The sequence below is a fragment of the Actinomycetospora sp. ABD4_176 genome (assembly GCF_056311855.1).
This window is the reverse complement of the sequence record NZ_CM149974.1, coordinates 3,251,595-3,276,291: the sequence shown is the minus strand read 5'-3', so window position 1 is coordinate 3,276,291 and position 24,697 is coordinate 3,251,595. Positions and strand designations below refer to the sequence as shown.

General features: G+C 75.7%; 30 protein-coding genes. 19 read left to right on the top strand and 11 right to left on the bottom strand.

The annotated features are described in order from the left end of the window. The first annotated feature begins 73 nt into the window (after nt 1-73). Both ACYX4T_RS15840 and ACYX4T_RS15835 read left to right on the top strand, forming a co-directional pair. Nucleotides 74-1,276, top strand: a complete 1,203-nt coding sequence (locus ACYX4T_RS15840; RefSeq protein WP_476010253.1) for an isochorismate synthase — start codon at nt 74-76, stop codon at nt 1,274-1,276. Beyond that, nucleotides 1,273-1,980 carry an RluA family pseudouridine synthase gene (locus ACYX4T_RS15835; RefSeq protein WP_476010252.1) on the top strand — a complete coding sequence of 236 codons (708 nt, stop codon included), beginning with the start codon at nt 1,273-1,275 and terminating at the stop codon, nt 1,978-1,980. The genes ACYX4T_RS15840 and ACYX4T_RS15835 overlap by 4 nt, the downstream gene beginning before the upstream one ends. A 52-nt stretch (nt 1,981-2,032) precedes the next feature. On the opposite strand, the gene ACYX4T_RS15830 is transcribed toward ACYX4T_RS15835, so the two are convergent. Continuing rightward, a complete protein-coding gene (locus tag ACYX4T_RS15830; protein ID WP_476010251.1) occupies nt 2,033-2,482 on the bottom strand; it encodes an SRPBCC family protein in 450 nt (149 codons plus the stop codon). A 59-nt stretch (nt 2,483-2,541) separates the two neighbouring features. Between ACYX4T_RS15830 and ACYX4T_RS15825 the strand changes: the two genes are divergently transcribed. Both ACYX4T_RS15825 and ACYX4T_RS15820 read left to right on the top strand, forming a co-directional pair. Beyond that, nucleotides 2,542-3,066 (top strand): O-acetyl-ADP-ribose deacetylase, encoded by a 525-nt coding sequence (locus tag ACYX4T_RS15825; RefSeq protein WP_476015292.1) that lies wholly within the window; start codon nt 2,542-2,544, stop codon nt 3,064-3,066. 223 nt (nt 3,067-3,289) lie between these two features. Next, the gene (locus ACYX4T_RS15820) at nt 3,290-3,757 is read left to right on the top strand and encodes a L,D-transpeptidase (protein ID WP_476010250.1); all 468 of its coding nucleotides are present in this window, start codon (nt 3,290-3,292) and stop codon (nt 3,755-3,757) included. A 120-nt stretch (nt 3,758-3,877) separates the two neighbouring features. Here the strand turns inward: ACYX4T_RS15820 and ACYX4T_RS15815 are convergent, their stop codons facing one another. The 3 genes from ACYX4T_RS15815 to ACYX4T_RS15805 all read right to left on the bottom strand — a co-directional run bounded on the left by ACYX4T_RS15815 (nt 3,878) and on the right by ACYX4T_RS15805 (nt 6,044). Then, nucleotides 3,878-4,504 (bottom strand): copper resistance CopC family protein, encoded by a 627-nt coding sequence (locus ACYX4T_RS15815; protein ID WP_476010249.1) that lies wholly within the window; start codon nt 4,502-4,504, stop codon nt 3,878-3,880. 106 nt (nt 4,505-4,610) lie between these two features. Further along, nucleotides 4,611-5,591 carry an alpha/beta hydrolase gene (locus tag ACYX4T_RS15810; RefSeq protein ID WP_476010248.1) on the bottom strand — a complete coding sequence of 327 codons (981 nt, stop codon included), beginning with the start codon at nt 5,589-5,591 and terminating at the stop codon, nt 4,611-4,613. A 36-nt stretch (nt 5,592-5,627) separates the two neighbouring features. After that, nucleotides 5,628-6,044, bottom strand: coding sequence for an organic hydroperoxide resistance protein (locus ACYX4T_RS15805; RefSeq protein WP_476010247.1), 417 nt, complete (start codon nt 6,042-6,044; stop codon nt 5,628-5,630). An 86-nt stretch (nt 6,045-6,130) separates the two neighbouring features. Between ACYX4T_RS15805 and ACYX4T_RS15800 the strand changes: the two genes are divergently transcribed. Genes ACYX4T_RS15800 through ACYX4T_RS15785 form a run of 4 tightly spaced genes read left to right on the top strand, consistent with a single transcriptional unit; the run spans nt 6,131 to nt 8,730 of the window. Beyond that, on the top strand, nt 6,131-6,838 hold the full coding sequence (locus ACYX4T_RS15800) for a dienelactone hydrolase family protein (RefSeq protein ID WP_476010246.1): 708 nt from the start codon (nt 6,131-6,133) through the stop codon (nt 6,836-6,838). A gap of 35 nt (nt 6,839-6,873) precedes the next feature. After that, the gene (locus tag ACYX4T_RS15795; protein ID WP_476015291.1) at nt 6,874-7,620 is read left to right on the top strand and encodes an HAD-IIA family hydrolase; all 747 of its coding nucleotides are present in this window, start codon (nt 6,874-6,876) and stop codon (nt 7,618-7,620) included. A gap of 17 nt (nt 7,621-7,637) precedes the next feature. Continuing rightward, nucleotides 7,638-8,042, top strand: a complete 405-nt coding sequence (locus ACYX4T_RS15790; RefSeq protein ID WP_476010245.1) for a ChaB family protein — start codon at nt 7,638-7,640, stop codon at nt 8,040-8,042. Beyond that, entirely contained in the window at nt 8,035-8,730 is a 696-nt protein-coding gene (locus tag ACYX4T_RS15785) for a lysostaphin resistance A-like protein (protein ID WP_476010244.1), read from the top strand. Before ACYX4T_RS15790 ends, ACYX4T_RS15785 begins: the two co-directional genes overlap by 8 nt. Nucleotides 8,731-8,947: 217 nt before the next feature. Here the strand turns inward: ACYX4T_RS15785 and ACYX4T_RS15780 are convergent, their stop codons facing one another. The 3 genes from ACYX4T_RS15780 to ACYX4T_RS15770 all read right to left on the bottom strand — a co-directional run bounded on the left by ACYX4T_RS15780 (nt 8,948) and on the right by ACYX4T_RS15770 (nt 10,666). Next, nucleotides 8,948-9,337 carry a hypothetical protein gene (locus tag ACYX4T_RS15780; RefSeq protein WP_476010243.1) on the bottom strand — a complete coding sequence of 130 codons (390 nt, stop codon included), beginning with the start codon at nt 9,335-9,337 and terminating at the stop codon, nt 8,948-8,950. A 59-nt stretch (nt 9,338-9,396) separates the two neighbouring features. Continuing rightward, nucleotides 9,397-9,852, bottom strand: a complete 456-nt coding sequence (locus ACYX4T_RS15775) for a helix-turn-helix domain-containing protein (protein ID WP_476010242.1) — start codon at nt 9,850-9,852, stop codon at nt 9,397-9,399. 67 nt (nt 9,853-9,919) lie between these two features. Beyond that, nucleotides 9,920-10,666 (bottom strand): SDR family oxidoreductase, encoded by a 747-nt coding sequence (locus ACYX4T_RS15770; RefSeq protein WP_476010241.1) that lies wholly within the window; start codon nt 10,664-10,666, stop codon nt 9,920-9,922. A 103-nt stretch (nt 10,667-10,769) separates the two neighbouring features. On the opposite strand from ACYX4T_RS15770, the gene ACYX4T_RS15765 reads away from it, so the two are divergent. Together ACYX4T_RS15765 and ACYX4T_RS15760 are read left to right on the top strand one after the other, a co-directional pair. After that, a complete protein-coding gene (locus ACYX4T_RS15765; protein WP_476010240.1) occupies nt 10,770-12,158 on the top strand; it encodes an aldehyde dehydrogenase family protein in 1,389 nt (462 codons plus the stop codon). Between the two features lie 77 nt (nt 12,159-12,235). After that, a complete protein-coding gene (locus tag ACYX4T_RS15760; protein WP_476010239.1) occupies nt 12,236-12,865 on the top strand; it encodes a hypothetical protein in 630 nt (209 codons plus the stop codon). Between the two features lie 99 nt (nt 12,866-12,964). On the opposite strand, the gene ACYX4T_RS15755 is transcribed toward ACYX4T_RS15760, so the two are convergent. Genes ACYX4T_RS15755 through ACYX4T_RS15745 form a run of 3 tightly spaced genes read right to left on the bottom strand, consistent with a single transcriptional unit; the run spans nt 12,965 to nt 14,885 of the window. Then, the gene (locus ACYX4T_RS15755) at nt 12,965-13,411 is read right to left on the bottom strand and encodes a DUF2267 domain-containing protein (protein ID WP_476010238.1); all 447 of its coding nucleotides are present in this window, start codon (nt 13,409-13,411) and stop codon (nt 12,965-12,967) included. A 54-nt stretch (nt 13,412-13,465) separates the two neighbouring features. Beyond that, on the bottom strand, nt 13,466-13,783 hold the full coding sequence (locus ACYX4T_RS15750) for a hypothetical protein (RefSeq protein WP_476010237.1): 318 nt from the start codon (nt 13,781-13,783) through the stop codon (nt 13,466-13,468). 7 nt (nt 13,784-13,790) lie between these two features. Beyond that, nucleotides 13,791-14,885 carry a glycosyltransferase family 9 protein gene (locus ACYX4T_RS15745; protein WP_476010236.1) on the bottom strand — a complete coding sequence of 365 codons (1,095 nt, stop codon included), beginning with the start codon at nt 14,883-14,885 and terminating at the stop codon, nt 13,791-13,793. Nucleotides 14,886-14,923: 38 nt separating this feature from the next. Here ACYX4T_RS15745 and ACYX4T_RS15740 point away from each other — a divergent pair, with 38 nt between their 5' ends. The 4 genes from ACYX4T_RS15740 (at nt 14,924) to ACYX4T_RS15725 (ending at nt 19,060) form a co-directional block, all read left to right on the top strand. Beyond that, nucleotides 14,924-15,790, top strand: coding sequence for an MBL fold metallo-hydrolase (locus ACYX4T_RS15740; RefSeq protein ID WP_476010235.1), 867 nt, complete (start codon nt 14,924-14,926; stop codon nt 15,788-15,790). Between the two features lie 109 nt (nt 15,791-15,899). Next, entirely contained in the window at nt 15,900-17,057 is a 1,158-nt protein-coding gene (locus tag ACYX4T_RS15735; protein ID WP_476010234.1) for a glycosyltransferase family 4 protein, read from the top strand. Continuing rightward, nucleotides 17,042-18,058, top strand: coding sequence for a glycosyltransferase family 9 protein (locus tag ACYX4T_RS15730; protein ID WP_476010233.1), 1,017 nt, complete (start codon nt 17,042-17,044; stop codon nt 18,056-18,058). The genes ACYX4T_RS15735 and ACYX4T_RS15730 overlap by 16 nt, the downstream gene beginning before the upstream one ends. A gap of 9 nt (nt 18,059-18,067) precedes the next feature. Further along, nucleotides 18,068-19,060 (top strand): aldo/keto reductase, encoded by a 993-nt coding sequence (locus ACYX4T_RS15725; RefSeq protein ID WP_476010232.1) that lies wholly within the window; start codon nt 18,068-18,070, stop codon nt 19,058-19,060. A gap of 6 nt (nt 19,061-19,066) precedes the next feature. On the opposite strand, the gene ACYX4T_RS15720 is transcribed toward ACYX4T_RS15725, so the two are convergent. After that, complete coding sequence (locus ACYX4T_RS15720; RefSeq protein ID WP_476010231.1) at nt 19,067-20,482, bottom strand: LuxR C-terminal-related transcriptional regulator; 1,416 nt, start codon at nt 20,480-20,482, stop codon at nt 19,067-19,069. Nucleotides 20,483-20,576: 94 nt separating this feature from the next. Here ACYX4T_RS15720 and ACYX4T_RS15715 point away from each other — a divergent pair, with 94 nt between their 5' ends. The 5 genes from ACYX4T_RS15715 (at nt 20,577) to ACYX4T_RS15695 (ending at nt 24,688) form a co-directional block, all read left to right on the top strand. Continuing rightward, the gene (locus ACYX4T_RS15715; protein ID WP_476010230.1) at nt 20,577-21,230 is read left to right on the top strand and encodes a GntR family transcriptional regulator; all 654 of its coding nucleotides are present in this window, start codon (nt 20,577-20,579) and stop codon (nt 21,228-21,230) included. Between the two features lie 204 nt (nt 21,231-21,434). Further along, nucleotides 21,435-21,839, top strand: a complete 405-nt coding sequence (locus ACYX4T_RS15710) for a GlcG/HbpS family heme-binding protein (protein ID WP_476010229.1) — start codon at nt 21,435-21,437, stop codon at nt 21,837-21,839. Further along, complete coding sequence (locus ACYX4T_RS15705; RefSeq protein WP_476015290.1) at nt 21,836-22,384, top strand: diol dehydratase small subunit; 549 nt, start codon at nt 21,836-21,838, stop codon at nt 22,382-22,384. The genes ACYX4T_RS15710 and ACYX4T_RS15705 overlap by 4 nt, the downstream gene beginning before the upstream one ends. 1 nt (nt 22,385) lies before the next feature. Further along, nucleotides 22,386-24,098, top strand: coding sequence for a propanediol/glycerol family dehydratase large subunit (locus tag ACYX4T_RS15700; RefSeq protein ID WP_476010228.1), 1,713 nt, complete (start codon nt 22,386-22,388; stop codon nt 24,096-24,098). Further along, nucleotides 24,095-24,688: a propanediol/glycerol family dehydratase medium subunit gene (locus ACYX4T_RS15695; protein WP_476010227.1), complete on the top strand. Its 594-nt coding sequence runs from the start codon at nt 24,095-24,097 to the stop codon at nt 24,686-24,688. The genes ACYX4T_RS15700 and ACYX4T_RS15695 overlap by 4 nt, the downstream gene beginning before the upstream one ends. Nucleotides 24,689-24,697: the final 9 nt, after the last annotated feature.

The window sequence follows — 24,697 nt, the reverse complement described above, 5'->3', positions numbered from 1 at the left end:
CGGGCACCGTCCGGGACCGTGGACCACGATGCCACCGAGGGCGGCACGCCCAGGCACAGACGGGGAGCCAGACGTGACGAGCACCAGCCCGGCTCCGCGCGCGCCGCTCGGCGTCGCCGACCCGGTGCGGCTGCTCCGCTCCTGGACGCCCGGCAGCGGCTCCTGGTTCTCCGGGCCCACCGGGTCGCTGCGCACCCGCGGCGTCCTCGCCCACCTGCCCTCCGGCGACGCCGACGCGGTCCTGCGCCGGCTGCGCGACCTCGCCGACCTCCCCGAGCTCCCCGACCGGGCCGTGGCCGTCGGCGCGCTGCCCTTCGACCCGGCCGCCGACGCGCACCTCGTCGTCCCCGAGCACGTCGAGCGCGCCGACCCCCTCGGCGCGGTCCTCGTCGCCGGCCCCGGCACCTCGCCCGTCGCCGGCACCGCCCGCCCGGTCCCCGCCCCGGAGGCCTACGAGGCGATGGTCGGCGAGGCGCTGGCGCGCATGGCGGCCGGCGGGCTGGACAAGGTGGTGCTCGCCCGGGTGCTCGAGGTCGTGGCGGACGGGGCCGACGGGCCGGTCGACGCCGTGCCGATGCTGCGCGAGCTGGCCCGCCGCGACCCGCGCAGCTACCTCTTCGCCGTCGACCTGCCGCCCGGGAGCGCGGGCACGCCGCGCACGCTGCTCGGCGCCAGCCCGGAGCTGCTGCTCGCGAAGCGCGGCACGACGGTCACCGCGAACCCCCTCGCCGGCTCGGCGGCGCGGTCGCGGGACCCCGAGGAGGACCGCCGCCGCGGCGAGGCCCTGCTCGCCTCGGCGAAGGACCGCCACGAGCACGCGCTGGTCGTCGCCGACGTCGCCGAGCGGCTGCGTCCCCTCGTCGACGACCTCGAGGTGCCCGACGCGCCGTCGCTGGTCCGCACCCCGACCCTGTGGCACCTGTCCACCACCGTGCGGGCCCGCGCCACCGCCCGCGACGCGTCGGCGCTGCACCTGGCTCAGGCCCTGCACCCGACGCCGGCGGTCTGCGGGGTGCCCCGCGCGGCCGCCCACGCCGCGATCACCGAGATCGAGCCGTTCGACCGCGGCTTCTACACCGGCGCCGTCGGCTGGACCGACGCCCGCGGCGACGGCGAGTGGGTCATGGCGCTGCGCTGCGGCGAGGTCGAGGGCGACCGCGTGCGGCTGTGGGCGGGCGCGGGGATCGTGCCCGCGTCCCGCCCGGCCGACGAGCTCGCCGAGACCGGGGTCAAGCTGCGCACCCTGCTGGACGCGCTCGGCCTCGACGAGACGTGAGCTCCTGGGACGAGGTCCGGGCGGGTCGCGAGCTGCTCCGTGACGACGACCTGCTCGTCCTCGACAAGCCGGCCGGCTGGTCGGTGATGGGCGAGCGCCACGACACCGACCTCGTCCGCCTCGCCCGCGACGCCGGGGAGACGCTGTGGCCCGCCCACCGCATCGACAAGGTCACCTCCGGGATCGTGCTCTTCGCGCGCCGGCTCGGGACGCACGGCGACCTCACCCGCCAGTTCGCCGACCGCACCGTCGCCAAGACCTACCTGGCCGTCGCGTCCGGGACCGGGCTGCCCGAGCGGGGCACGATCGAGCTCCCGCTGTCGGTGGGCCGCAAGAACCGGGTGCGGATCGCCGCGCCCCGCGAGGCGATCACGTGCGCCGACGGGGCGTGGTCGGTACCCGACGACGCGGTCCTGCCCGGCGACGTCTACCCGTCGACGACGACGTTCGAGGTGCTCCGCCGCGGCGAGGACCGGACTCTGCTCGCGGTGACGCCGGCGACCGGACGCCGCCACCAGATCCGCGTCCACCTCGCCTGGATCGGCCACGCCCTCGTCGGCGACCCGCTGTTCGAGAAGAACCCGGCCACGCGCACCGGCCTGCACGCCTGGCGCCTGGGCTTCACCGGCCCCGACGGCACCCGCCACGACCTCGAGGCCCCGCCCGGCGCTGACTTCGACGCCCTGTGCCCTCCGGGCAGGTGAGCAGAACGAAGTGCTCCAGCACCTCGTTCTGCTCACGAGCGCGCAGCGCACCTCAGGCCAGGGCGGCGGCCAGGTTCCCGGTGGTCGCGCGCATCTCGTCGGCCGTGACCTCGCGGACGCGCCCGAGGATCGCGGGGTCGGTGAGGTCCGCCCAGTCGTGGTAGTGGGTCACGACGGTCCGGTCGTCGCCGTCCGACGCCAGCTCCCAGCCCCACACGTGGCCCGACGGCGCGGTGCCGGGCTTCGCCGGCGCCCAGGCCAGCGCGCGGTCCTCCTCGTAGCGCACCACGTGGTTCTCGACCCGGTAGCGCCCGCGCTCGGGGTGGTCCATCTCGATGACGAACACCTCGCCGACCTCCGTGATCGCGAGGTGGGTGTGCGAGGCGTGGACCGTGCCGCTGCCGTCGAGGTCGGGGTGCCGGTCGGGGTCGGCGAGCAGGGCGAAGACCCGCTCGACGGGGGCGTCGACGGTGTCGGTGACCTCGATGCGCGTGTCGCTCACGCCGCGATGGTGTCAGGTGCGCGGTCGTGACCCGCCGTCACGGCGGGTACCTGGCGCACATGGGCACGTCGGAGGTCACGTTGCACCGGGGCGACATCACGACCGCAGAGGTCGACGCCGTCGTCAACGCCGCGAACTCCGGGCTCCTCGGGGGCGGCGGCGTCGACGGCGCCATCCACCGCGCCGGCGGACCGGAGATCCTCGAGGCGTGCCGCGAGCTGCGGCGCACGACCCTGCCCGACGGCCTGCCGACGGGGCAGGCCGTCGCCACGACCGCGGGGCGGCTGCCGGCCCGCTGGGTGATCCACACCGTCGGCCCCGTGTACGCGAAGGGCGAGGACCGCTCGGAGCTCCTTGCCTCGGCCTACCGCGAGTCGCTGCGGGTGGCCGACGAGGTCGGCGCGCGGACGGTCGCGTTCCCCGCCGTGTCGGCGGGCGTGTACGGGTGGCCGCTCGACGACGCCGCCCGGATCGCCGTCACCACCGTGCGCATCACCGACAGTGCCGTGCGCGAGGCACGGTTCATCCTGTTCAGCGATCAAGTCTTCGACGCCTTCGTCCGCGCGGCCGCATCGAGTGGGTGACCGTCGCCTCGCGGTGAACGCGCTGTGTCGACGACGCGCGGAACCCACAGTGGTTGTGCGCCGAACCGGTTCCGGTGACGTGCTCCGAACCACCGGAAACAGTCCGTGACCCCGTCGTGACTGTCTCGTTGTGCCGGTCGGATCGCGCGGTGTGGGAGCCGCGCGACGCGATCGAGGGGCAGGGCGCATGGCGGGCAGGCATCGCAGGGGGACGCGGCGCGGGATGCCGTCCGGTCGGATCGCGGTCTCGGTGGCCACGATCGGTCTCGGGGCGCTCCAGCTCGGCGGTGTGGCCGTCGCGGCGCCGGCGGGTGGCGTCGGCGGTGTCGACGGCACGCCGTGCACCGACGCGCGGATCAAGGCGTGCGTCGACCTGTCGGAGAACCGCGCCTGGCTGCTCGACGGCCAGGGCAACGTCGTCCACGGGCCGGTGCGCAACAGCCACGGCGCCGAGGGCCACGAGACCCCGACCGGTGACTACATCATCCAGCGCAAGGAACGGCACCACGTGAGCCAGGAGTACGAGGGCTCGCCGATGCCGTACGCGGTCTTCTTCGACAACGAGGGGCGCGCCTTCCACGGCGGCAGCACCGACCGCGAGTCGGCCGGTTGCGTGCGCCTCGGCCAGGAGGACGCGAAGCGGTTCTTCGAGCACCTGAACCCGAACGACCGGGTCCAGATCGTCGAGTAGGACCCCGTCGAGTAGGACCCCGGAGTCCTCCCGGGCCCGACCCGAGGGTCGTGGCCGGGCGTGGCGGCGAGGGGCACCCGAGGGGGGTGCCCCTCGCCCGCCCGGACCCCGGGCCGGGCGTCAGGCCCGGCGCCGCAGCACCAGCGCGACCGCACCGCCCACGACGACCACCGCGATGACGACGAACACCCAGGCGGGCACACCGCCGCCGCCGTCGTCGGGCCCGGCCGCCGCGGCGGGCGACGGCGGGGCGGCCTCGTGGCCGGCGTGGCCGGACTGGCCGGGCTGGCCCGTCCCGGCGGCACCCGGCGCGGCCGCCGCGGTCCCCGCAGGAGCCGCCGACGGGGTCGTCAGCTCGAAGGAGACCGAGCCGGTCGTCGGGTGGCCGTCGCTCGAGATGATCCGGTAGCCGATCTCGTACTGGCCGGCCTGCGGCAGCGGGCCCACCGGCACGGAGACGACCTCGCCCCGCGTGGTGGTCGGGCCCGCCTCGTGGTGGGCGCCGTCGGGGCCGACGACGGTCAGCGTGGACAGGTTGCCCTGCGGTTCGTCGCTGAAGGTCACCGAGACGCTGGTCGGCGCGGTGGGAACGGTGGCGCCGTCGGCCGGATCGCTGCCGGTGACGACGTCGTGGGCGCTCGCGGTGCCGGCGGTGACGAGCAGCGCCGACAATGCGAGCAGGCCGGTCAGGAGGGCGGCGAGGACGCCGCGGCGGGGACGGGCGGACGGGGTCCGCGGTGCGGGCATGGAGGGGTCCTTCCGGGTCGCGGCCCTCCACGGTAGCGCCGCCCCGTCGAGCTCCGGCCCCCGACGTTGTGTGAGCACTTTCCGGGGCCATAGGCCCGGAAAGTGCTCACATGGCGCGAAGGAACGCCCCGATCTCCGCGACCGCCTGGAGCGAGGTGCGTGGGGTCAGGCCGCCGGTGGCGACGTAGCCGTGGGCGGCACCGAGGTAGCGGGTGTGGCGCACCGGGACGTCGGCGGCGTCGAGCGCCTCGGCGTAGCGCTCGCCGTGGTCGCGCAGCGGGTCGTGCTCGGCGGTCTGCACCAGGGCCGGCGGGAGCCCGCGCAGGTCGGCGCGCAGCGGCGAGGCGTAGGGGTGGGTGCCGTCGGCGTCGCCGAGGTAGAGGGCGTGGAAGCCGCGGATGTCGGCGGCGGCGAGGATCGGTGCCACCGGGATCGCCCGCTCCGAGGGCAGCACGTCGACCATCTCGACCCCCGGGTAGACGAGCACCTGCGCCGCGATCGCCGGCGCGGGTGGCTCCCCGGGGTGCCCCTCGCGGCGTCGGTCGCGGGCCATGAGGCAGGCGACGGTGGCGAGGTTGCCGCCGGCGCTGTCGCCCATCACCGCGATCCGCGTGGGGTCGATCCCGACGCGTCCGGGGGCGGCGGCGAGCGCCTCGACGGCCTCGTAGGCGTCCTGCGCGGGCACCGGGAAGCGGTGCTCGGGGGCGAGGCGGTAGTCCACCGACACCACGACCGCCGCGGCCGCCCGCGCGACGTGGGCGCAGAACCACTCGGACTGGTCGAGGTCGCCCTGCACGAACCCGCCGCCGTGGAAGTTGACGACCGCCGGCGCCGGCGCCGCGGTCGACGGCGGCCGGTAGACGCGCACCGTCAGGCCCGCGGGCACCGACGCGGTCGGCAGCACCGTCTCCTCGACGGCGACGTCGCGCGGCGGGGTGCCGAGCACCGCCCGGCCGAGCGGGCCGTGCTGCAGGCGCAGCACGGCCTCCCGGGCCGCGGGGACGTCGGCGGGGTCGAGGTGGGCGACCGACCCGCCGAGCAGACGGCGGGTCGTGCCCACGACGCGGAGACCGAGGGGGAGGCGCACAGCCCCCGAGCGTGGCCCATCGGCTCCGGATCTCCGCTAGACCTTGGCTGTGACCTCCACCCCGATGTTGTCGCGGGTGGCCTTCGAGTACGGGCAGAGCTCGTGGGCGCGGGCGACGAGCTGGTCGGCGGTGTCCTGGTCGGTGCCGGGGATCGTGGCGGTGATCCACACCTGGAGCCCGAAGCTCTCGGCGTCCGGGCCGATGCCGACCTTCGCCTCGACGCTGGTGGAGTCCGTGTCGACGTTCGACTGCCCGCCCGCGAGCTTGAGCGCCTGGTGGAAGCAGGCGGCGTACCCGGCGGCGAAGAGCTGCTCGGGGTTGGTGCCCCCGCCCGGCCCGCCGAGCTCCTGCGGCATCGTCATGTCCTGGTCGATGACACCGTCCGAGCTGCGGACGTGCCCGTTGCGCGCGTCACCGGACGAGACGGCCTCGGCGGTGTACTTGATGTCCATAGGATGGGCGTACCCGCGATGGCCGCGGACCACCGCTCCGGCGAGGCTCGGCCGTCCAGCAGCGCCGAACCGTCTGGGGTGCCCACGTGCCCGACCTGCACATCCCCGCCTCCGCGGGCAGCCACCAGTCCGCGTTCCTCGCCGAGCCCCCGGTGGGGGACGGCCCGTTCCCGGGCGTGGTCGTGCTCCAGGACGCCTTCGGCCTGCGCGGGACGCTGCGCGACCACACCGAGCGCCTGGCCGCGGCGGGCTACCTCGCGGTGGCGCCGGCCCTCTACACCGCGCGCGGCGGCGGGCCGCGCTGCATCGCGGCGACCATGAAGTCGATGACCACCGGCACCGGCCCGGTCTTCGACGACATCGAGGCCGCGCGCACCTGGCTCGCCGGGCGGGAGAACTGCACCGGGCGGGTCGGGGTCATCGGCTTCTGCCAGGGCGGCGGCTTCGCGCTGATCTCCGCGGCCCGGCACGACTACGCCGCCGCCGCCCCGAACTACGGCCGGGTCCCCGACGACGCGGAGCGCGCGCTCGCCGGCATCTGCCCGGTCGTCGCGAGCTTCGGCGGCCGGGACCCGTCGCTGCGCGGGCATCCCGAACGTCTGGAGCAGGCGCTCACCGCGCTGGGCGTCGAGCACGACGTCACGACCTACCCGGACGCGAACCACAGCTTCCTCGAGCCGATGCCCGCGCCGCTCGCGGTGTTCGGGCTCGGCCTGCACCGCCCGTCGGCCGAGGACGCCTGGCGGCGCATCCTGCAGTTCTTCGACACCCACCTGCGACGGGAGGCTCCGTGACCGACCTGCCCGACCTCGACTCGTACCTCATCGACATGGACGGGGTGCTGGTCCACGAGCAGAACGCGCTGCCGGGCGCCGACGAGTTCCTCCGCCGCCTCACGGAGGCCGGCAAGCAGTTCCTCGTGCTGACCAACAACCCGATCTACACGCCGCGGGACCTGCAGGCGCGCCTGCACGCGAGCGGCATCGACATCCCGGCCGACCACCTGTGGACGTCCGCGCTGGCCACCGCGCAGTTCCTCGAGGACCAGCGCCCCGGCGGCAGCGCGTTCGTCGTCGGCGAGGCCGGGCTGACCACCGCCCTGCACGACGTCGGCTACATCCTCACCGACCGCGACCCGGACTACGTCGTCATCGGCGAGACGCGGACGTACTCCTTCGAGGCCATCACGCGGGCGATCCGGCTCATCGAGGACGGGGCCCGCTACATCGTCACCAACCCGGACGCCACCGGTCCGTCGCCGGAGGGCACGCTGCCCGCCACCGGCTCGGTCGCCGCGCTCATCACGCACGCGACGCGGAAGAGCCCGTACTTCGTCGGCAAGCCGAACCCGCTGATGATCCGGGCCGGGCTCAACACCATCGGCGCGCACTCCGAGACCACGGCCATGATCGGCGACCGGATGGACACCGACATGGTCGCGGGCATGGAGGCCGGGCTGCACACGATCCTCGTCCTGTCGGGGATCACCGACCCCGCCGAGATGGACCGCTACCCGTACCGGCCCAACCAGGTCGTGCAGAGTGTCGCCGAGCTGGAAGTGGGCGTACGCGGCTGACCGGGTACCTCCCTGGCATGCCGGAGGACTTCGAGGACCTGCCGTCGACGCTGCAGCGCTCGGACAAGAAGGCGCGCGACACCTACGCGAAGGCGAAGGAGTCGGCGGAGGACACGTACGGCAAGGGCGAGCGCGCGAACCGCACGGCGTACGCGGCGCTCAAGCACACCCACGAGAAGGTCGGCGACCACTGGGAGCAGAAGGAGGAGTACGGCCCCTCCGACTCCCGCGCCGAGAGCGGCGGCGCGAACCCGAGCGGCGAGACCGGCGGCGGGGTCGACGCCAACGCCAGCAAGGAGCACCTCTACGAGCGGGCCCAGGAGCTCGACGTCTCGGGCCGCTCGACGATGGACAAGGACGAGCTGGCGCGCGCCGTGGAGAAGGCCAACGACCGCGAGACGCGCAAGGCCCGGGGTGACTGAGCAGCCGGTCGAGCACGCGGCTCCCGTCGCCCGGCCCGCGCTGGGATGGCTCGAGCTGGTCGTCGGGGCGTTCGCCTACGTGGCGCTGCAGGTGGTGCTGTTCGTGGCGCTCGGGCTCGTGAGCGAGGGCACGCCCCCCGCGCCCGCGCTGGTCGCGGTGTCCGGCGGGTCGGCGCTGCTCGCGGTGGCGATCGCGCTGGCGCTGCGGGTGCGCTCGCCGGTCGCGGTGGGGCTCGTGCGCCCCGTCGCGCGCACCGTCGCGCTCGGCGCGGGCATCGGGCTCCTGGCCTGGCTCGTCTCGCGGGTCCTCATCGTCGTCTACGTCGCGGTCACCGGGGACACCTCCGACCCGCAGGAGGCGCTGACGCTGTTCAGCGGGCCGGTCGCCGCCACGCTCGTCGTGCTGATCGGCGGGCTGGTCGTCCCCCTCGGTGAGGAGCTGCTCTTCCGCGGCCTCGCCTACGGCGTGCTGCGCCGGCTCGGGCACGTGCTCGCGGCGGTGCTCTCCGCGGGAATCTTCGCGCTGGCCCACGGGCTCAACGTCGTGTTCGCGGCCGCGTTCCTGCTGGGCCTCGTCAACGCCGTCCTCTACGAGCGCACCGGGTCGATCTGGCCGCCGGCCGCGGCCCACGCGACGTTCAACCTGATCTCGTTCGCGCTGGTGCTCGCGGTCGGCACCCAGGTGTGAGCGGGAGCCGGTGACCGGGGAGCCGTCGAGGTCGAGCCCGTCTCCTCTGCCTGCCGCCGTGACATACGAAGGCCCGGGGCCCAGCGGGGACGACCCTGTCCTCGTTCGTCGCGGCGTCCGGCCGCTCGTCGGTCGTCCCGCTCGGCCCCGGGCCGGGTCGGTGAGATGGATGCGCGGGAGGCTCGACGGCCTCCCTGGTGGGGTCCGCGCTCGGCGCTCACCTCCTCGTCGGATCGGTGACCGTGGTCGAGCGCGGCGGAGGTGATCGGGGGCCCGGCCCGGTTCGTCGCCGGACCTGCGGGGTCGCGTCGACCGCCGGGAGCGGGTCGCTCCGGTGTCCGGAGCGCGGGCCCGGCCCGGGCGGCGGAGGATCCCGGCGAGCGCGGGTCGCGGCCGCGGGCGGCGGCGTGCGGGGCGACGGGAGGTGCTCGCCCCAGGGGCGCTCGCCCAGGACGATGGCGACGAACTCGGCGTCGACGACGGCCTGATCGGTGAGGTCCGGGTCGCGGTCCAGCCGCAGGGGCTCCGCGGGCGGCTCCCCGCCGCGGCCGGGGGCGTCGTCGACGGTGATGTCGCGCAGCTGCGCGTCGAGGACCTCGACGGTCACGGCGACCACCTCCTCCGGGGACCCAGGGCGTCGACACTGCGGCTCGGATATCTCCAAGTTTAGGAGGAGGTTTTCTGGGGGTCAATCCCCAGGTTCTCGTCGTCCCGGCCGTGCCCCGCGCGGCGCGCGCTGTCCCTCTCGCCGCGGGCCCGGTCACGTTCGCGACGAGCGGTGTCGCGCTCGTCGCGCGCGGCATCCCGGTCGCGCACGGCCTCGTCACGCTCGCGCGACGTGGCCGCGTGCCGCGCGCGCTCGCCGTCGAGGTCGGCGCGCAGGTCGAGGATCTCGGCGGCGCTCACGAGGGTGTGGCCCTGGCCGGCCAGCCGGCGGAGCTCGACGACGCGGTCGAGCTGGTGGCGCGAGTAGCGCCGGTGACCGCCGTCGGACCGACCCGGGCTGAGCAGGCCGGTGGCGTCGAGGTTGCGCAGGAAGGCCGGCGTCACCCCGAGGACCTCGGCGGCCTGGCCCATGGAGTACACGGGGTGGTCGGGGTCGTCGAGACGGTCGAGGGCCACGCACTCCTCCCTCGGCCGCGATGGATCCCGGCCCGGAACCTACCCGGCTCACCTGCGCGAAGCGCACCTAGTTGGTCTGCTCGGTGGGCCGCACGAGCACCTCGTTGACCGCGGTGCGCGGCGCCCGGGTGACCATGTAGACCACGGCGTCGGCGATGTCGCCGGCGTGCAGCACACCCAGCTCCGAGGCCTGGCCGGCGTCGGGCTTGTTGGCGTCGCCGGTGGTGGTCAGCTCGGTCTCGACGAGGCCCGGCTCGACCAGCCCGACGCGCACGTGCTGGCCCGCGAGCTCCTGGCGCAGGGCCTCGGAGAAGGCGCCGACCGCGTGCTTGGTGGCCGCGTAGACGTTGCTGCCGGGCCCGGTGACCGCGCGCCCGGCGACCGAGCTGACGGTCACCACGTCGGCGATCCCGCGCGGCCCCTGAGCGGCCTTCACGAGGTGGCCGAGCGCGGCGTGGGTCGTCGACAGCACCCCGTGCAGGTTGACGTCGACCATCGTCTGCCACTCGCCGAGGTCGGCGTCGCGCGCGAGGTCCATCGAGCCGTAGCCGGCGTTGTTGACCAGCACGTCGACGCGCCCGTGCCGCGCCGCCACCTCGTCGACCGCGGCGCGCACGGCGTCCGCGTCGGCGACGTCGACCTCGTGCACGCTCGCGCCGTCGAGCTCGCCGGCGAGGTCCTCGAGCTTGTCGCGCCGCCGCGCGAACAGCGCCACGGCGGCGCCCTCGGCCGCCAGCGCGCGGGCGGTCGCGTTGCCGATGCCGCTCGAGGCGCCGGTCACGATCGCGGTGGTCCCGTCCAGTCGTCCTGTCACGTGGACCGGCATCCCCGGCGCGGGTGGCGGGCTAACGCGAGGGCGACGGTCGGCCGCGGACGAGCAGGCGTACGGCGGGGGCCGCCGTGGAACCCCGGGCCCCGTGAGCACCGCGATCGACACCGACATCCAGGTCCACGACCCGGCGACGGGCGAGCTCGTCGGGCGCGTGCGCCCCGCGGACCCCGACGAGGTCGACGCCGCGGTCGCCCGGGCCCGCGCCGCCCGTGACGGGTGGGCGCGCACCCCCGCCGCCGAGCGCGCCGGGTGCGTCCGTGACGCCGCCCAGGCGCTGCGCGCCGTCGCCGAGGACCTCGCGCGGCTCAACGAGACCGAGACCGGCCGGCCCTACGACGACGGGCTCGGCGGCGTGCTCGCGGCGGCCGGCACGCTGGAGCAGTACGCCGAGCTCGGCCCGGTGCACCGTGGCCGGTCGCTGCTCGGGTCGTGGTCGGCGACCGACCTCATGGTCCCCGAGCCGCGCGGCGTCGTGGCCGTCCTCACGCCGTGGAACGACCCGGTGGCCGTCGCCGGCGGGCTCATCGGCGCCGCGCTGGTCACCGGCAACACCGTCGTGCACAAGCCCAGCGAGCGCTGCCCGCACCTCGGACGCCGCTTCGCCGAGCTCGTCGCCTCGTTCCTCCCCGAGGGCGTCCTCGAGATCGTCGACGGCGCGGGCCCGACGGGTGCCGCGCTGGCCGGCCACGCGGACGTCGACGTCATCGCGCACGTCGGCTCGATCGCGGCGGGGCAGGCCATCCGCCAGGCCGCGGCGGGGACCGGCGCCCACGTGCTGCTCGAGAACGGCGGCAACGACCCCCTCGTCGTCGACGCCGACGTCGACCCGCGCTGGGCCGCCGAGCAGGCCGCACTGGGCTCGTACGCCAACGGCGGCCAGGTGTGCGTGTCGGTCGAGCGCATCTACTGCGCGGCCGAGGTCGCCGAGCCCTTCCTCGACGCGCTGGCCGAGGAGGCCGCGCGCTGGGTGTACCGCCCGGCCTCGACGGGGGAGAAGGCGCTCGGCCCGCTGGTCGACCGCCGTCACCGCGAGCACGTCCACGGCCATGTCGCGGGCGCGATCGCGGACGGCGCGACCGTCCACGCCGGCGGGTTCCTCCCCGAGGGCGACGGGGCCTTCTACCCGGCCACCGTGCTCTCCGGCCTCACGCCGGCCATGACGATCCTGCGCGAGGAGACCTTCGGCCCCGTCGCGCCCGTGCGCGTCGTCGAGGACTTCGCGCAGGGCCTGGCCGAGGCGGTCGACGACCCGCACGGTCTCGCCGCCACCGTGCTCACCGGCAGCATCGCCCACGCCCAGCACGCGTGGCGCGAGCTGCCCGTGGGCACCGTGAAGATCAACTCGGTGTTCGGCGGAGCGCCCGGCGGGGCGGCCCAGCCGCGCGGGAGGTCGGGCACCGGTTTCGGCTACGGCCCGGAGCTCCTCGACGAGATGACCACCACGAAGGTGGTGCACTGGTCCCCGTTGCCGTAACGGCCGCGGGGTCGCGCTGACGGACCGTGCCGACGATCTCCGCGTGACCCCCGGATGGGTGGTGTCGTTACCCCGAGGTGACCAACGAGGACGACGCCATCCCGGTCGCCGGCCCGACGTCGGCCCTGCCTGTCCGGCCGCCGGGCCGGCGATGGCCGGGGCTGGTGGCGCGGTCGGCGCTGGGCGTCTCGACCGTGGTGGCCGGCGTCCTCGGGGCCGGGGTCGCGACCGGCGTGGCACCGATGGTGGCGGCCGTGCCCGGCGGGTCGGCGACCCTCGGGGTGCCGCCCGCCCCGCTGCTGCCCGCGCTCGGTCCGCCGCCGGTCACGACGACCGAGGCGGCGGCCGGGACCAGCACCTCCACGACCACGACGCGCACGACCTCGCGCGCCCGGCGGCGCACGACGGACGCGGAGACGACCACCCGGCGCACCCCGACCCGCGTGGCCCCGCCGTCGGTCGTCGTGGCCACCGAACCGGCCCCGGCCGACCCGCCCGGGGGTGGCGGTGGTGGCGGCGGTGGAGCCGGCAACGGGGGAGGCAGCGGGGGAGGCAACGGCGGCGGTTCGGGAAGCGGGGGCGGCGCCGGTGATGGCTCCGGAGGCGGTGGCGCCGGCGGTGGTTCCGGCGGCGGCCCCGGCGGTGGTGGTCAGGGCAGTGGTGGCCAGGGCGACCCGCAGCCCCGGGTGTCGACGAGCGCCCGCTGACCGCTGCCGCCCGACCGACGGCGCGGCTCCCCATGCGCAGCGAACGACGCCCTCGCTGCCCGGGAGGCAGCGAGGGCGTGGTTCGCTCGACGACGGGGGTCAGCGCATGAGGGCCACGAGGTCGCCGGGGAGCTGCTCGAGGGTGCGGTCGACCTGGTCCTCGGGGAGCCACTCGCGCAGCACCCGCAGGACCTGCTCGACCTGGCGCTCGACCTCGTCGGCGTCGACGGAGGTGACCGCCCCGCTCACGGCGTCGACGAACGACTCCTTGCTCACCGAGCGGGCCGTGTCGTCCTTCGGGCGCTGCGCGCGCAGCTCCGCGGACAGCTCCGGCGGCAGGCTGATCGTCAGCTCCTGCGCGAGGCCGCTGCTGACCGACTTGCCGAGCTCGTTGAGCGTGCTGCGCACGAGGATCTCGGCCTCCGACGGCTGCTCCAGCCCCAGGCGCCGCTGCACCTGCCCGCTGAACGCGGCGAGCGTCTGGCTGGAGTTCGCCGGGTTCGGGTCGTTCGGGTTCTCGTCGCCCTGGATCGGCGGTGTCGTCATCGGTCCCATCGCTCCTTCGGGTTCGGGAGGCCGTGCGAATGCGGGGGCACCCACTCACTCCGGGGGCGCAAACCCCTCGTCGGCGGCCTGTCGCAGGCCGTCGGTCCAGCGGTCGCGGCGGGCGTCCTCGTCCTGCTCCCACCAGGCCGGGCCCCGCTCGCCGAGCGCGGTCTTCGCGGCGTGGACGCGCGAGCGCGCCGCGGCCTCGCCGTCGGTGTCGCCCGCGCGCTTCGCCGTCCCGACGTCGCGACGCGCCGCCATCAGCCAGCGGCGCAGCACCGCGGCGTCGTCGGCGGGGATCAGCGGGTCGGTCGCCCGCCACTTCCGCCCGTCGACGACGACGTGGTGCCCGTCGTCGGTGTGCTCGACCACGAGACGGCTACACCGCCACCGACTGCAGCCGGCGGGCCGCGGCGAGCACCTCGGCGGGGGTGACCGCGAGGCACTCCTGGGCGAACGGGCACACGAGCTGGCGGCAGGGCGCGCACGCGACCGGCCGGGTGAGCACCTCGGCGCGGGTGGAGCGGGGCCGGTACTGGTCGACGGTCTCGGTGCCGGCGAACAGCTCGACGACGGGCGCGCGGACGGCATCGGCGAGGTGCACGCCGCCGGAGTTGTTGGCCACGACGACCTCGGCGCCGGCGAGCAGCGCCGCGAGGTCGCCGAGCCCGAGCCCGCCCGCGATCGGCACGCCCACCTCGCCGGCGACCGCCGCGACCAGCTCCGCCTCGCGGTCGGTGCCGCTGACCACCACCGTCAGCCCGTCCTCGGCGAGCCCCCGCACGACCGCGGCGAACCGCTCGGCGGGCCAGCGGCGCGACGGGCAGCTCGCCCCGGGCGCGACGACGGCGTAGCGGGCGCCGACGACCGCGAGCGGCGTCGCGGCGTCGTCGGGGATCCGCACGGCGAGCTCGGTGCCCTGCGACGGGCCCTGCGACGGCACGCCCACCGCGCCGAGCAGCCCGAGCATGCGGTCGACCTGGTGCTCCTCGTCGGGCGGCGCCGGCACCCAGTGGGTGAGCAGGCCCCCGCCGAACTCCTTCGACATCCCGACCCGCACCGGCACCCCGGCGCGCCGCAGCACCTCCGCGGCGGGCCACGGCGACTGCGAGAACGACGTCAGCACGACGGCGGCGTCGTAGCCGCGGGCGGCGAGGTCGTCGACGAGCTCGGCGTCGGGGTCGTCACCGGGCACGAGGTCGAGCTGCTGCCACGACACCGAGGCGGTGACGACGCCGTCGACCTCGGGCAGCAGGGCCGCGGCCGCCGCGCCCGCGGGGGACGCGAGCAGGTCGAGGGTCGCCGCCGGGGCCGCGGCGCGCAGGGCGCGGAACACGGGCCCGGTCATGAGGACGTCGCCGACGTTGTCGGGACGAACGACGAGGACGCGGCGCGCGGAGGCCCAGTCGGGGTCGGCCTGCCCGGGGCGGTGCGCGGCGGGGTGGCGCAGGTCGGCGGTGGCGGGGTCGGGCACGGCGGCGAGTACCCGCCGCTCCTGGCAGGCTCACCTGGGTGTCCTGGTTCCGCACCCGGCCGGTGACCCGGGACGTGTGGCTCGTCGCCGAGCCGGGCCACGTCAACTCGTGGCTGGTCGCGGGGCGGGACCGCGCGGTGCTCGTCGACTCGGGGCTCGGGATCGCGCCGATCCGCCCGGTCGCCGAGGGGCTCACCGACCGGCCCGTCGACGTCGTGCACACCCACGCCCACCTCGACCACGTCGGCGGCGACGCGGAGTTCGACCGCGTCGCGATCCACCCCGCCGGCGTCGCCGGGCTCCGCACAGGCGTCGACCCGGCCGAGCGCCGCCGCTACCTCGCGTACGCCCGGCGCCTGCTCGCCGCGGCACCCCCGTACCGCGCCCTGGACCGCGACTTCTTCCACCTGCTCTCCGCGGACGCGGACCCGCGCCCGCTCCCGCCCGACGTCGACACCGCCTGGGACCCGCGTCCCGGCCCCGAGCCCGACCTGCTGTGCGACGGCGACGTCGTCGACCTCGGCGGGCGCACCCTGCGGGTCCTGCACACGCCCGGGCACACCCCGGACTCCGTGTGCCTCCTCGACGAGCACGCCGGCCTGCTGTTCGCGGGCGACACCGTGAACACCGGCCCGATCTACGCGCAGGCGCCGGAGTCCGACCTCGCCGCGTTCGCCGCCTCGACCGCGCGGCTGGCCGCGCTCGCCGACGACGTCCACCTCGTGCTCATGTGCCACTTCGGCCGCGGGGTCGCCGAGGGCGCGTACCTGCGCGAGGTCGCCGACGCGTTCGCGGCGCTGCAGGCGGGCGAGGCCGTCCTCCGCCCGGCGCGCGACTGCGACGACGACCCGGTGCGCGAGGCCGTCTTCGACGCCTGCTCGATCTACGTGGCGGCGCGCGGTTGACCGCCGTTCGCCGTCGCGCTCACCGAGCAGCACCGACCGGCGGACCCGTCGGAGCCGGTCGGAGCAGCGATCGGGTTCTCGGGACGGGCGTTCCGGGTACCGCCGCCGGGTGACTGGACTCCGCGTCGCGCTGGTGCATGGGCGCGCCGACCCGGCCCACGACGGCGTCGCCGACTACACCGTGCACCTGGCCGACGCGCTCGACCGCCGGGGCGTCGACGTCGTGGACGTCCCGGTCGACCCGGGCCCGCGGGGCCTGGTCCGGGCCGCCCGCTACCTGCGCTCGAGCCGCGCCGACGTCGCGCACGTGCAGTTCGCGCCGTCGGCGTTCGGCTTCTCCGGCGCCCCGGGGCTGCTCGGTGACCTCGGCGGCGTCCCGCTGGTGACGACGCTGCACGAGTACGGCTGGTGGTCGTGCGCGCCGCGGGTGCCCGACGCGCTGTGGGGGTTCCTCGAGCGCCGCGGCTGGGCCGACCGCGAGACCGGGCGCCTCGTCCCGCGCAGCGCCGCGGTGCTGACGACCAACGGCGACCACGCCGACGCCCTGCGCGCCCGGTGCGGCGTCGAGGCGCGCCGCGCGCCGCTGCTGCCCAACGTCGAGGTCGACCCGGCGGCGCCGGACCGGGCCACCACCCGCCGCGCGCTGGGCGTGCCGACCGACGCCGAGCTCGTCGTGTTCTTCGGGTTCGTGCACCCGGTCAAGGGCCTGCGCTACCTCGTCGACGCCGTCGCCCGGCTCGCCGACGAGCACCCGCGCCTGCACCTGCTCGTGCTCGGCGGCTTCACCTCGCTCGCGCTGCCCTCCGACGAGGCCGCGGCGTTCCGCGACGAGCTCACCGCGCACATCGCGGGCGCCGGCGCGGGCGACCGCGTGACGATCACCGGGCACCGCCCCGCCGGCGAGGTGTCCGCGGCGCTGCAGGCCGCCGACCTCGCCGCCTTCCCGTTCACCGCCGGCGCGACCCTCAAGAGCGGCGCCCTGCTCGCGGCGCTCGACCACGGGCTGCCGACGCTGGTCACCCGCCGCGGCGACGCCCCCGCCGACCCCGACCTCGTCGACGGCGGGACGGTCGTCGTCGCCCCCGAGGTCCGTGACGTCGACGTGCTCGTCACCGCGCTGCGCCGGTTGCTCGACGACGGCGACCTGCGCGGCCGCGTCGCCGCCGGCGGCCACGCCCTGGTGCGCGGGCACGACTGGGACGCCCTCGCCGCGCTGCACGTGGCGACCTACCGGGAGGTGCTGGACCCCCCGTGCGCATCCTCCTGATCGACCTGCTCGGCGGGCTCGGCGACCTGATCATGGTGCTGCCGAGCGTGCACGCGCTGGCCGAGGCGCATCCCGACGCCGAGCTGACCGTGCTCACGCACGCGCCCGGCACGCCGTTGCTCGCGCGCGACCCGGCCGTCACCGCGGTGCGCACGGCCGAGAAGCACGACGAGCGGGCGGCGGTGGAGCAGGCGCTCGCCGACCTCGCCCCCGATCTCACGGTGACCACCACGCGCTTCGACGGCATCGGCGACCTCGTCGACGAGGACGCCGCGGCGCGGGGCACCCGGGCGGTCTCGAACCTGTGGCGCCGGCCGCCGGCCGACGAGAAGGTGGGGGAGCGCTACCAGCGGATCCTCGCCGCCGAGGGCCTCATCGCCGACCGCGTCCGCCCCCCGCGCGTCGTCCTCGACCCCGCCGAGGTGGCCGCGGCTGTGTCAGCGATGCGGCATCGCTGGCGTTCAACACCAGGATCGCCACAGCCTCGCGAGCACGACACGCCGCGCGACCGAGCCGCCGCGCGGGAGAACGCGCACCCGCCGACCGTCCTCGTCCCCGACGCCGGCATGGCGGTCAAGCGCTGGCCCGCGCACCGGTGGGCGGCGCTGGCCGCGTCGCTCCCGGGTCCGGTGTTCTCGATCGGCCCGGTCGACGGCGCCGAGGAGCTCCCGCCCACCGACCTGCGCGGGCTGGCCGCCCGGTTCGCGGCGCTGGCGGCGGCGGGCGGCGTCGTCGTCGGCCCGGACACCGGCCCGGTGCGCCTGGCCGCCGCGGTCGGCGCGCGCACGGTCGCGCTGTTCGGCCCCACCGCCGCGTCGCGCTACGGCCTCGAGGAGGGCACGAACCTGCAGGGCCTGCCCGACTGCCCGCACCGCATGCCGACCGCCATCACCGAGCAGGTGTGCTGGTGGGACGCCCGCTGCCCGCTCGCCACCGAGCCCGCGTGTCTGCTCGACCTCCCCGTCGCCCGCGTCCGGGAGCAGGTCCTCGCGAGCGGGTAGAACGGGGTCATGCGCTACCTCGACCTCCCCACGGCCAAGAAGTGGTCCGCGATCGGCCTGGGCACCTGGCAGTTCGGGTCCCGCGAGTGGGGCTACGGCAGCGACTACGCGCAGGGCCCCGACAGCGAGGCGTCGCGGATCGTCGCCCGCGCCCTCGAGCTCGGCGTCAGCGTCTTCGACACCGCCGAGGCCTACGGCTTCGGGCGCAGCGAGCGCATCCTCGGCGAGGCCCTCGACCGCGCCGACGCCGACCCCGCGACCACCGTCGTCGCCACCAAGATCTTCCCGGTGCTGCCGGTCGACCAGGTCGTCGTCCAGCGCGGCACGTCGAGCGCCGCGCGCCTGCGCCGCAAGATCGACCTCTACCAGGTCCACCAGCCCAACCCCGTGGTCGGCGACGGCACGACCATGGCCGGCATGCGCACGCTGCAGGCCGCGGGCGTGGTGGACGAGGTCGGCGTCAGCAACTACGGCCTCGACCGCTGGCAGGGCGCCGAGACCGCGCTCGGCACGCAGGTGATCTCCAACCAGGTCCAGTACAGCCTCGTCGCCCGCGAGCCCGACCGCGACCTGCTGCCCTACGCCCGCACCGCCGGCCGCGCGGTCCTCGCCTACAGCCCGCTGGCCCAGGGCCTGCTGTCCGGCAAGTTCGACGAGACGCACCGGCCGGCCAACCGCGTCCGCTCGCTCAACCCGCTCTTCCTGCCCGAGAGCCTGCGCCGCGCGACGCCGCTGGTGGAGACGCTGCGCGCGGTCGCCGACGCGCACGACGCGACGCCCTCGCAGGTCGCGCTGGCCTGGACGATCCACCACCCCGTGGTCGTCGCCATCCCCGGGGCGTCCAGCGTCGCGCAGCTGGAGAGCAACTGCGCGGCCGCCGAGATCACGCTCGGCGACGACGAGTACACCGCGCTCACCGCGGCCGCCGAGTCCTTCCGGCCGGTCTCGGGGCTCTCGGCGCTGGCCGGGATCGCCCGCGCGCAGATCGGCGTCGGGCGGTAGGAGCACTCAGCCCAGCTGCGCCAGCATCGTCCGGTTGCGCGTGCCGGTCTTGCGCAGCAGCGAGCCCACGTGCTTCTCGACGGTCTTGGCCGAGATCGCCAGCGCCCGGGCGATCTGGCGGTCGGTGAGGCCGCGGGCCACCAGCCCGCGGACCTCCCGCTCGCGCGGGGTGATCGCGTGCGCGCCGCGGGCCGGGGCGGCGAGGCGCTCGAGCTGGTCGTCGGCCAGCAGCGTCTCCCCCCGCCCCGCGGCGGCGACGACGGCGACGAGCCGGTCGGCGTCCGGGTCGACGCAGCCCTTCACGCCGGCGCCGACGGCGACCCGCAGGCGCTCGTCGGGGCAGTCGCCGGCGAGGAGCACCACGGCCGGCGGGTCGGGCAGCGCGGCGAGGCGCTCGAGCATGCCGACGAGGTCGTCGCCGAGCAGGTCGTGCTCGACCACCAGCACGTCGGGGCCGAGCAGCCGGCAGGCCGCGGCGAGGTCGTCGGCGCCGGAGACCTCGGAGACCATGCCGAGGTCCGGCGCCCCGAGCTGGAGCATCCGCACGACGCCCGCGCGCACCACCGGGCGGACCGCGGCGACGAGGACGCCGGTCCGGGTCCGCCCGGGGACGGGCGGGGGAGCGGAGGTGCAGGGCAGCGTCAGGCGCAGGCGGGTGCCGCGCCCGGGCGCGCTGTCGATCTCGAGCTCGCCGTCGAGGCGCCGGGCGCGGGCGGCCATGGCGCGCAGCCCGAGGCGCGCGCCGGCCGTCGCGACCGCCAGCCGGGCGCCCGCCGCGGTGTCGAAGCCGCGGCCGTCGTCCTCGACGAGCACGGTCAGCGTGCCGGGACCGTGCACCACGCCGACCCGCACGCACGCGGCGTCGGCGTGCACGGCGGCGTTGAGCAGCGCCTCCTGGGTCATGCGGAACACCTCGTCGCCGAGGTCCTCGGGGATGCTGCCGGCGCCGACGGTGACGAGGTCGGCGCGCGTGGGCGCCTGCGCCTCGACCCAGTCGAGCTCCTGGCGCACGGCCTGCTCGAGGGTGCGCCCGGCGAGCACGCCGCTGTCGGCGAGGGCCAGCGCGGCGTAGTCGGCGAACAGCTCGGCGAGGTGGACGTCCGCGTCGGAGAAGCCGGCCGCGTGACCCGCCGACGCCACGCAGGCCCCGACGATGCGCGGCCCCCGGCGGACGGGGACGGCGAGCACCGGCCCGTCGACGACCGGCTCGCCCGTCGTCAGCAGCCGCGCGATGGCCTCGCCCGGCACCGAGCCGTCGCCGACGGCCACCGCCCAGGAGCGGGCGGCCTCGTCGACGCGGACGACCCAGCCGGCGCCGCCGGTCAGCGTGCCCAGGTGGTCGGCGATGCGTCGCAGCAGCGGCTCGGGCTCACCGTGGCGGGGGGCGGCCGGGAGCACGGACGTCGGTGCCGCTGCGACCACGAGCTGCCCTCCTCGACGTGGACACCTGATGCATACAAGATGCATCGATCTGGTGAGAGTAGGGTCACGCCGACTCGACGGCAAGGGCGGTGCGGTGACGGGGAACGGCAGCCTGTCGGCGAAGGAACGCGCCTACCGTGACACGAAGGCCCGCATCCTGGACGGGTCGTTGCCCGGTGGTGACCTGATCACCGAGGGGCAGGTCGCGGACACCCTCGCCATGAGCCGGACCCCGGTCCGCGAGGCGTTCCTCCGGCTGGAGGCCGAGGGGCTCCTCCGTCTGTTTCCCAAGCGCGGCGCACTCGTCGTCGCCGTCTCCCCCAGTGAGGTGGAGGCCGTGCTCGAGGCCCGCGAGCTGGTCGAGGGCCACGCCCTCACCAAGCTCTGCGCCGCGCCCGAGGACGACCGCGCCGTGGTGGCCGCCGCCCTGTACGAGGTGCTCGGCGTCCAGCGCGAGGCCCTGTCCCGCGGGGACGAGCAGGCCTTCGCCGAGGCCGACCGGCGCTTCCACATCACGGTGGTCGAGAGCGGGCGCAACCCGATCCTGCTCGAGCTCTACGCCTCGCTGCGCGACCGCCAGCTGCGCATGAACCTCGGCTCGCTCGAGCGCGGGCCCTCGCGGCCCCGGGCGATCCTCGCCCAGCACGAGGCGATCGTCGCCGCGCTGACCGCCGGCGACGCCGAGGAGGCGCGCGAGCGGCTGCGGGTGCACCTCGACGCCACGCGCGTCTCCGTGCTGGGTCGGTAGCCGCCCGGTCGACGGGGCAGTGGGGGATTTCCCCCAGAGGGCCAGGTGGGGACAGTCCCCGTGGCCCGGGGGTCGCCGGGCTCCCTAGCGTCCAGCGTCGCCGGGCCCCGGGCCCGACCGCCCCGCCCGACCGGCCACACCCCCCGACCGGTCGGGAGCGGGGCGTCCACGTCCACCCGCCCCACCCAGCGCGGAGGTTCCCGCATGCCCGGACTGTCCCTCGCCGAGGCCCGTCGGATGCTCGACGCCGGGCTCGCCGAGGCCGACGCGATCGGCCAGCCGATGAACGTCGCCGTCGTCGACGCCGGCGGCCACCTGGTGGCGTTCGCGCGCCAGGACGGCGCCATCCGCGCCAGCATCGACATCTCCCAGCGCAAGGCGGCGACCGCGATCCTCATGGAGGCCCCGACGGCCGCCCTGATGGAGCTGGTCCAGCCGGGCGCGGAGCTCTACGGGCTCGAGCAGACCGCCGGCGGCATGGTCGTCTTCGGCGGCGGCGTCCCCGTGCACCGCGACGGCGAGCTGGTGGGCGCCGTCGGCGTCAGCGCCGGTTCGGCCGAGCAGGACGTCCGCGTCGCCGAGGCCGCGGTCGCCGCGCTCAAGGCCTGACACCCCGGCACCGAAGGCCGACCCCGCCACCCCGCGACACCCGCCGACGTGGTCGTGCCGACCACCGACGCGGCGAAGGAGAAGGCATGACCAGCACCGAACTGACCCCGGCGGACTACCCGCTGTCGATCAACCGGCCCGAGCTGCTGCACACGCCCACCGGCAAGTCGCTCGGCGACATCACGATGGACGCCGTGGTCTCCGGCGAGATCACGAACGAGGACCTGCGCGTCACGCCCGACACGCTCGTCATGCAGGGCCAGATCGCCGAGTCGATGGGTCGCCGCCAGCTCGGCGAGAACTGCCGCCGGGCGGCGGAGATGACCGCCATCCCCGACGCCGAGGTGCTCGCGATGTACAACGCGCTGCGCCCACGGGCCTCGAGCGCGGCCCAGCTCGAGGAGATCGCCACGAAGCTCGAGCAGACGTACTCCGCCGCGACGTGCGCCGCCCTCGTCCGCGAGGCAGCCGAGGTCTACGCGGCCCGCAACCTGCTCGCCGAAGAGGAATCCCCCGTCGCTCCGCTCGCCCCGCAGGAGGACTGACATGACCGCGGTCGAGCCGCGCTCCGGCGCCACCGTGCAGGCATCCAAGCGCACCGAGGTCCTCGAGGACCGCCCCGTCAACCTCGACGGCTTCGTCGAGGAGTGGCCCGAGAAGGGCCTCGTCGCCATGGAGTCCGACTTCGACCCCGCGCCGTCGGTGCGGGTGCAGGACGGTCGGATCGTCGAGCTGGACGGGCGCACCCGCGACCGGTTCGACTTCATGGACACCTTCATCGCCGACCACGCCATCGACGTGGACGCCTGCGAGGAGGCCATGGCGACCCCGTCGGTGGAGATCGCGCGGATGCTCGTCGACCCGCGCACGCCGCGCGCCGACGTCGTCGCCCTCGGCCGCGGCCTGACGCCCGCGAAGATCCTCGAGGTCGTCAAGCTGATGAACGTCGTCGAGATCATGATGGGCATCCAGAAGACCCGCTCGAGGCGCACCCCGGCCAACCAGGCCCACTCGACGAGCGCGAAGGACAACCCGATCCAGGTCGCGGCCGACGCGGCCGAGGGCGCGGTGCGCGGGTTCGCCGAGCTCGAGACCACGCTCGGCGTCGTGCGCTACGCGCCGCTCGTGGCGATCGGCCTGCAGGTCGGCGGCCAGGTCGGGCGCGGCGGCGTGCTCACCCAGTGCGCGCTGGAGGAGGCCACCGAGCTCGACCTCGGCATGCGCGGCATCACCGCCTACGCCGAGACGATCTCGATCTACGGCACCGAGTCGGTGTTCGTCGACGGCGACGACACGCCCTGGTCGAAGGCCTTCCTCGCGTCGGCCTACGCCAGCCGCGGCATCAAGATGCGCTTCACCTCGGGCACCGGGTCGGAGGTGCAGATGGGCAACGCCGAGGGGCGGTCCATGCTGTACCTGGAGATCCGCTGCATCCTCATGGCCAAGGGCGCCGGCGTGCAGGGCCTGCAGAACGGCTCGATCTCCTGCATCGGCGTGCCGGGCGCGGTGCCCGGCGGCATCCGCGCGGTGGCGGCGGAGAACCTCGTCGCCAGCTGGATGGACCTCGAGTGCGCGTCCGGGAACGACCAGTCGTTCTCGCACTCGGCGATGCGGCGCACCAGCCGCCTGCTGCCGCAGATGCTGCCCGGCACCGACTTCGTGTGCTCCGGGTACTCGGCGGTGCCGAACAAGGACAACATGTTCGCCGGGTCCAACCTCGACACCGAGGACTACGACGACTGGAACGTCATCCAGCGCGACATGCAGGTCGACGGCGGCCTGCGCCACGTCCGCGAGGACGTGATCCTCCAGGTGCGCAACAAGGCCGCGCGCGCGATGCAGGCGCTGTTCGCCGAGCTCGACCTCCCCGCCATCACCGACGAGGAGGTGGAGGCGGCGACGTACGCCGACTCCAGCGACGACTACCCCGACCGCGACGTCCTCGCCGACCTCGAGGGCGCCCGCAGCGTCATGGACCGCGGCATCACGGGCCTCGACCTCGTCAAGGCGCTCGAGCGCACCGGCTTCGGCGACGTCGCGGAGAACTACCTGCAGGTGCTGCGCCAGCGCGTCTCGGGCGACCTGCTCCAGACCGCCGCGATCTTCACCGGCGACTTCGTCCCGCTGGCGGCGATCAACGACGCCAACGACTACGCCGGGCCCGGCACCGGCTACCGCCTGTCCGGCGAGCGGTGGGAGGAGCTCAAGAAGCTCCGCCACGTCACCTCCGCCGAGAACCCCGAGGAGGAGGTCGTATGACGTCGCCAGGAGCGGTCCGGACCGAGTCGGTCCGCACGCTGTCGTTGCGCGAGATCGGGCCCGCCGAGCGTGGCACGAAGGCCGACGAGGTCGTCATCGCGCTCTCGCCGGCGTTCGGCGACCCGTTCACCAAGACGATCGTCGACGTCCCGCACGCCGAGGTGGTCCGCCAGCTGCTGGCGGGCATCGAGGAGCGCGGCGGGTCGGCGCGGGTCGTCAAGGTCTACAAGACCGCCGACCTCGCGGCGATCGCCCACTTCGGCGCGAAGATCTCTGGGTCGGGCATCGCGGTGGGCGTGCTGTCCCGGGGCACCACGGTGCTCCACCAGCGCGACCTCGCACGCCTGTCGAACCTCGAGCTGTTCCCGCAGGCGCCGTTGCTCGACGCCGAGGTGTTCCGCATGATCGGCGCGAACGCCGCGCAGTACGCGCAGGGCCAGTCACCGAAGCCGGTGCCGACCCGCAACGACCAGATGGCCCGCCCGCGCTGGCAGGCCAAGGCGGCGCTGCTGCACCTCAAGGAGTTCGAGTGCATCGACCACTCCCGCAACGCGGTGGAGGTCGAGCCCGTCATCACGAAGGTGGACTGAGCGGGGCAC

Coding starts and splice junctions, on each gene's coding strand:
- ACYX4T_RS15825 (WP_476015292.1), top strand. CDS start 2,542: ATGGGCACGTCGGAGGTCACGTTGCACCGGGGCGACATCACGACCGCA.
- ACYX4T_RS15820 (WP_476010250.1), top strand. CDS start 3,290: ATGCCGTCCGGTCGGATCGCGGTCTCGGTGGCCACGATCGGTCTCGGG.
- ACYX4T_RS15815 (WP_476010249.1), bottom strand. CDS start 4,504: ATGCCCGCACCGCGGACCCCGTCCGCCCGTCCCCGCCGCGGCGTCCTC.
- ACYX4T_RS15805 (WP_476010247.1), bottom strand. CDS start 6,044: ATGGACATCAAGTACACCGCCGAGGCCGTCTCGTCCGGTGACGCGCGC.
- ACYX4T_RS15795 (WP_476015291.1), top strand. CDS start 6,874: ATGGACGGGGTGCTGGTCCACGAGCAGAACGCGCTGCCGGGCGCCGAC.
- ACYX4T_RS15790 (WP_476010245.1), top strand. CDS start 7,638: ATGCCGGAGGACTTCGAGGACCTGCCGTCGACGCTGCAGCGCTCGGAC.
- ACYX4T_RS15755 (WP_476010238.1), bottom strand. CDS start 13,411: ATGACGACACCGCCGATCCAGGGCGACGAGAACCCGAACGACCCGAAC.
- ACYX4T_RS15725 (WP_476010232.1), top strand. CDS start 18,068: ATGCGCTACCTCGACCTCCCCACGGCCAAGAAGTGGTCCGCGATCGGC.
- ACYX4T_RS15710 (WP_476010229.1), top strand. CDS start 21,435: ATGCCCGGACTGTCCCTCGCCGAGGCCCGTCGGATGCTCGACGCCGGG.
- ACYX4T_RS15700 (WP_476010228.1), top strand. CDS start 22,386: ATGACCGCGGTCGAGCCGCGCTCCGGCGCCACCGTGCAGGCATCCAAG.
- ACYX4T_RS15695 (WP_476010227.1), top strand. CDS start 24,095: ATGACGTCGCCAGGAGCGGTCCGGACCGAGTCGGTCCGCACGCTGTCG.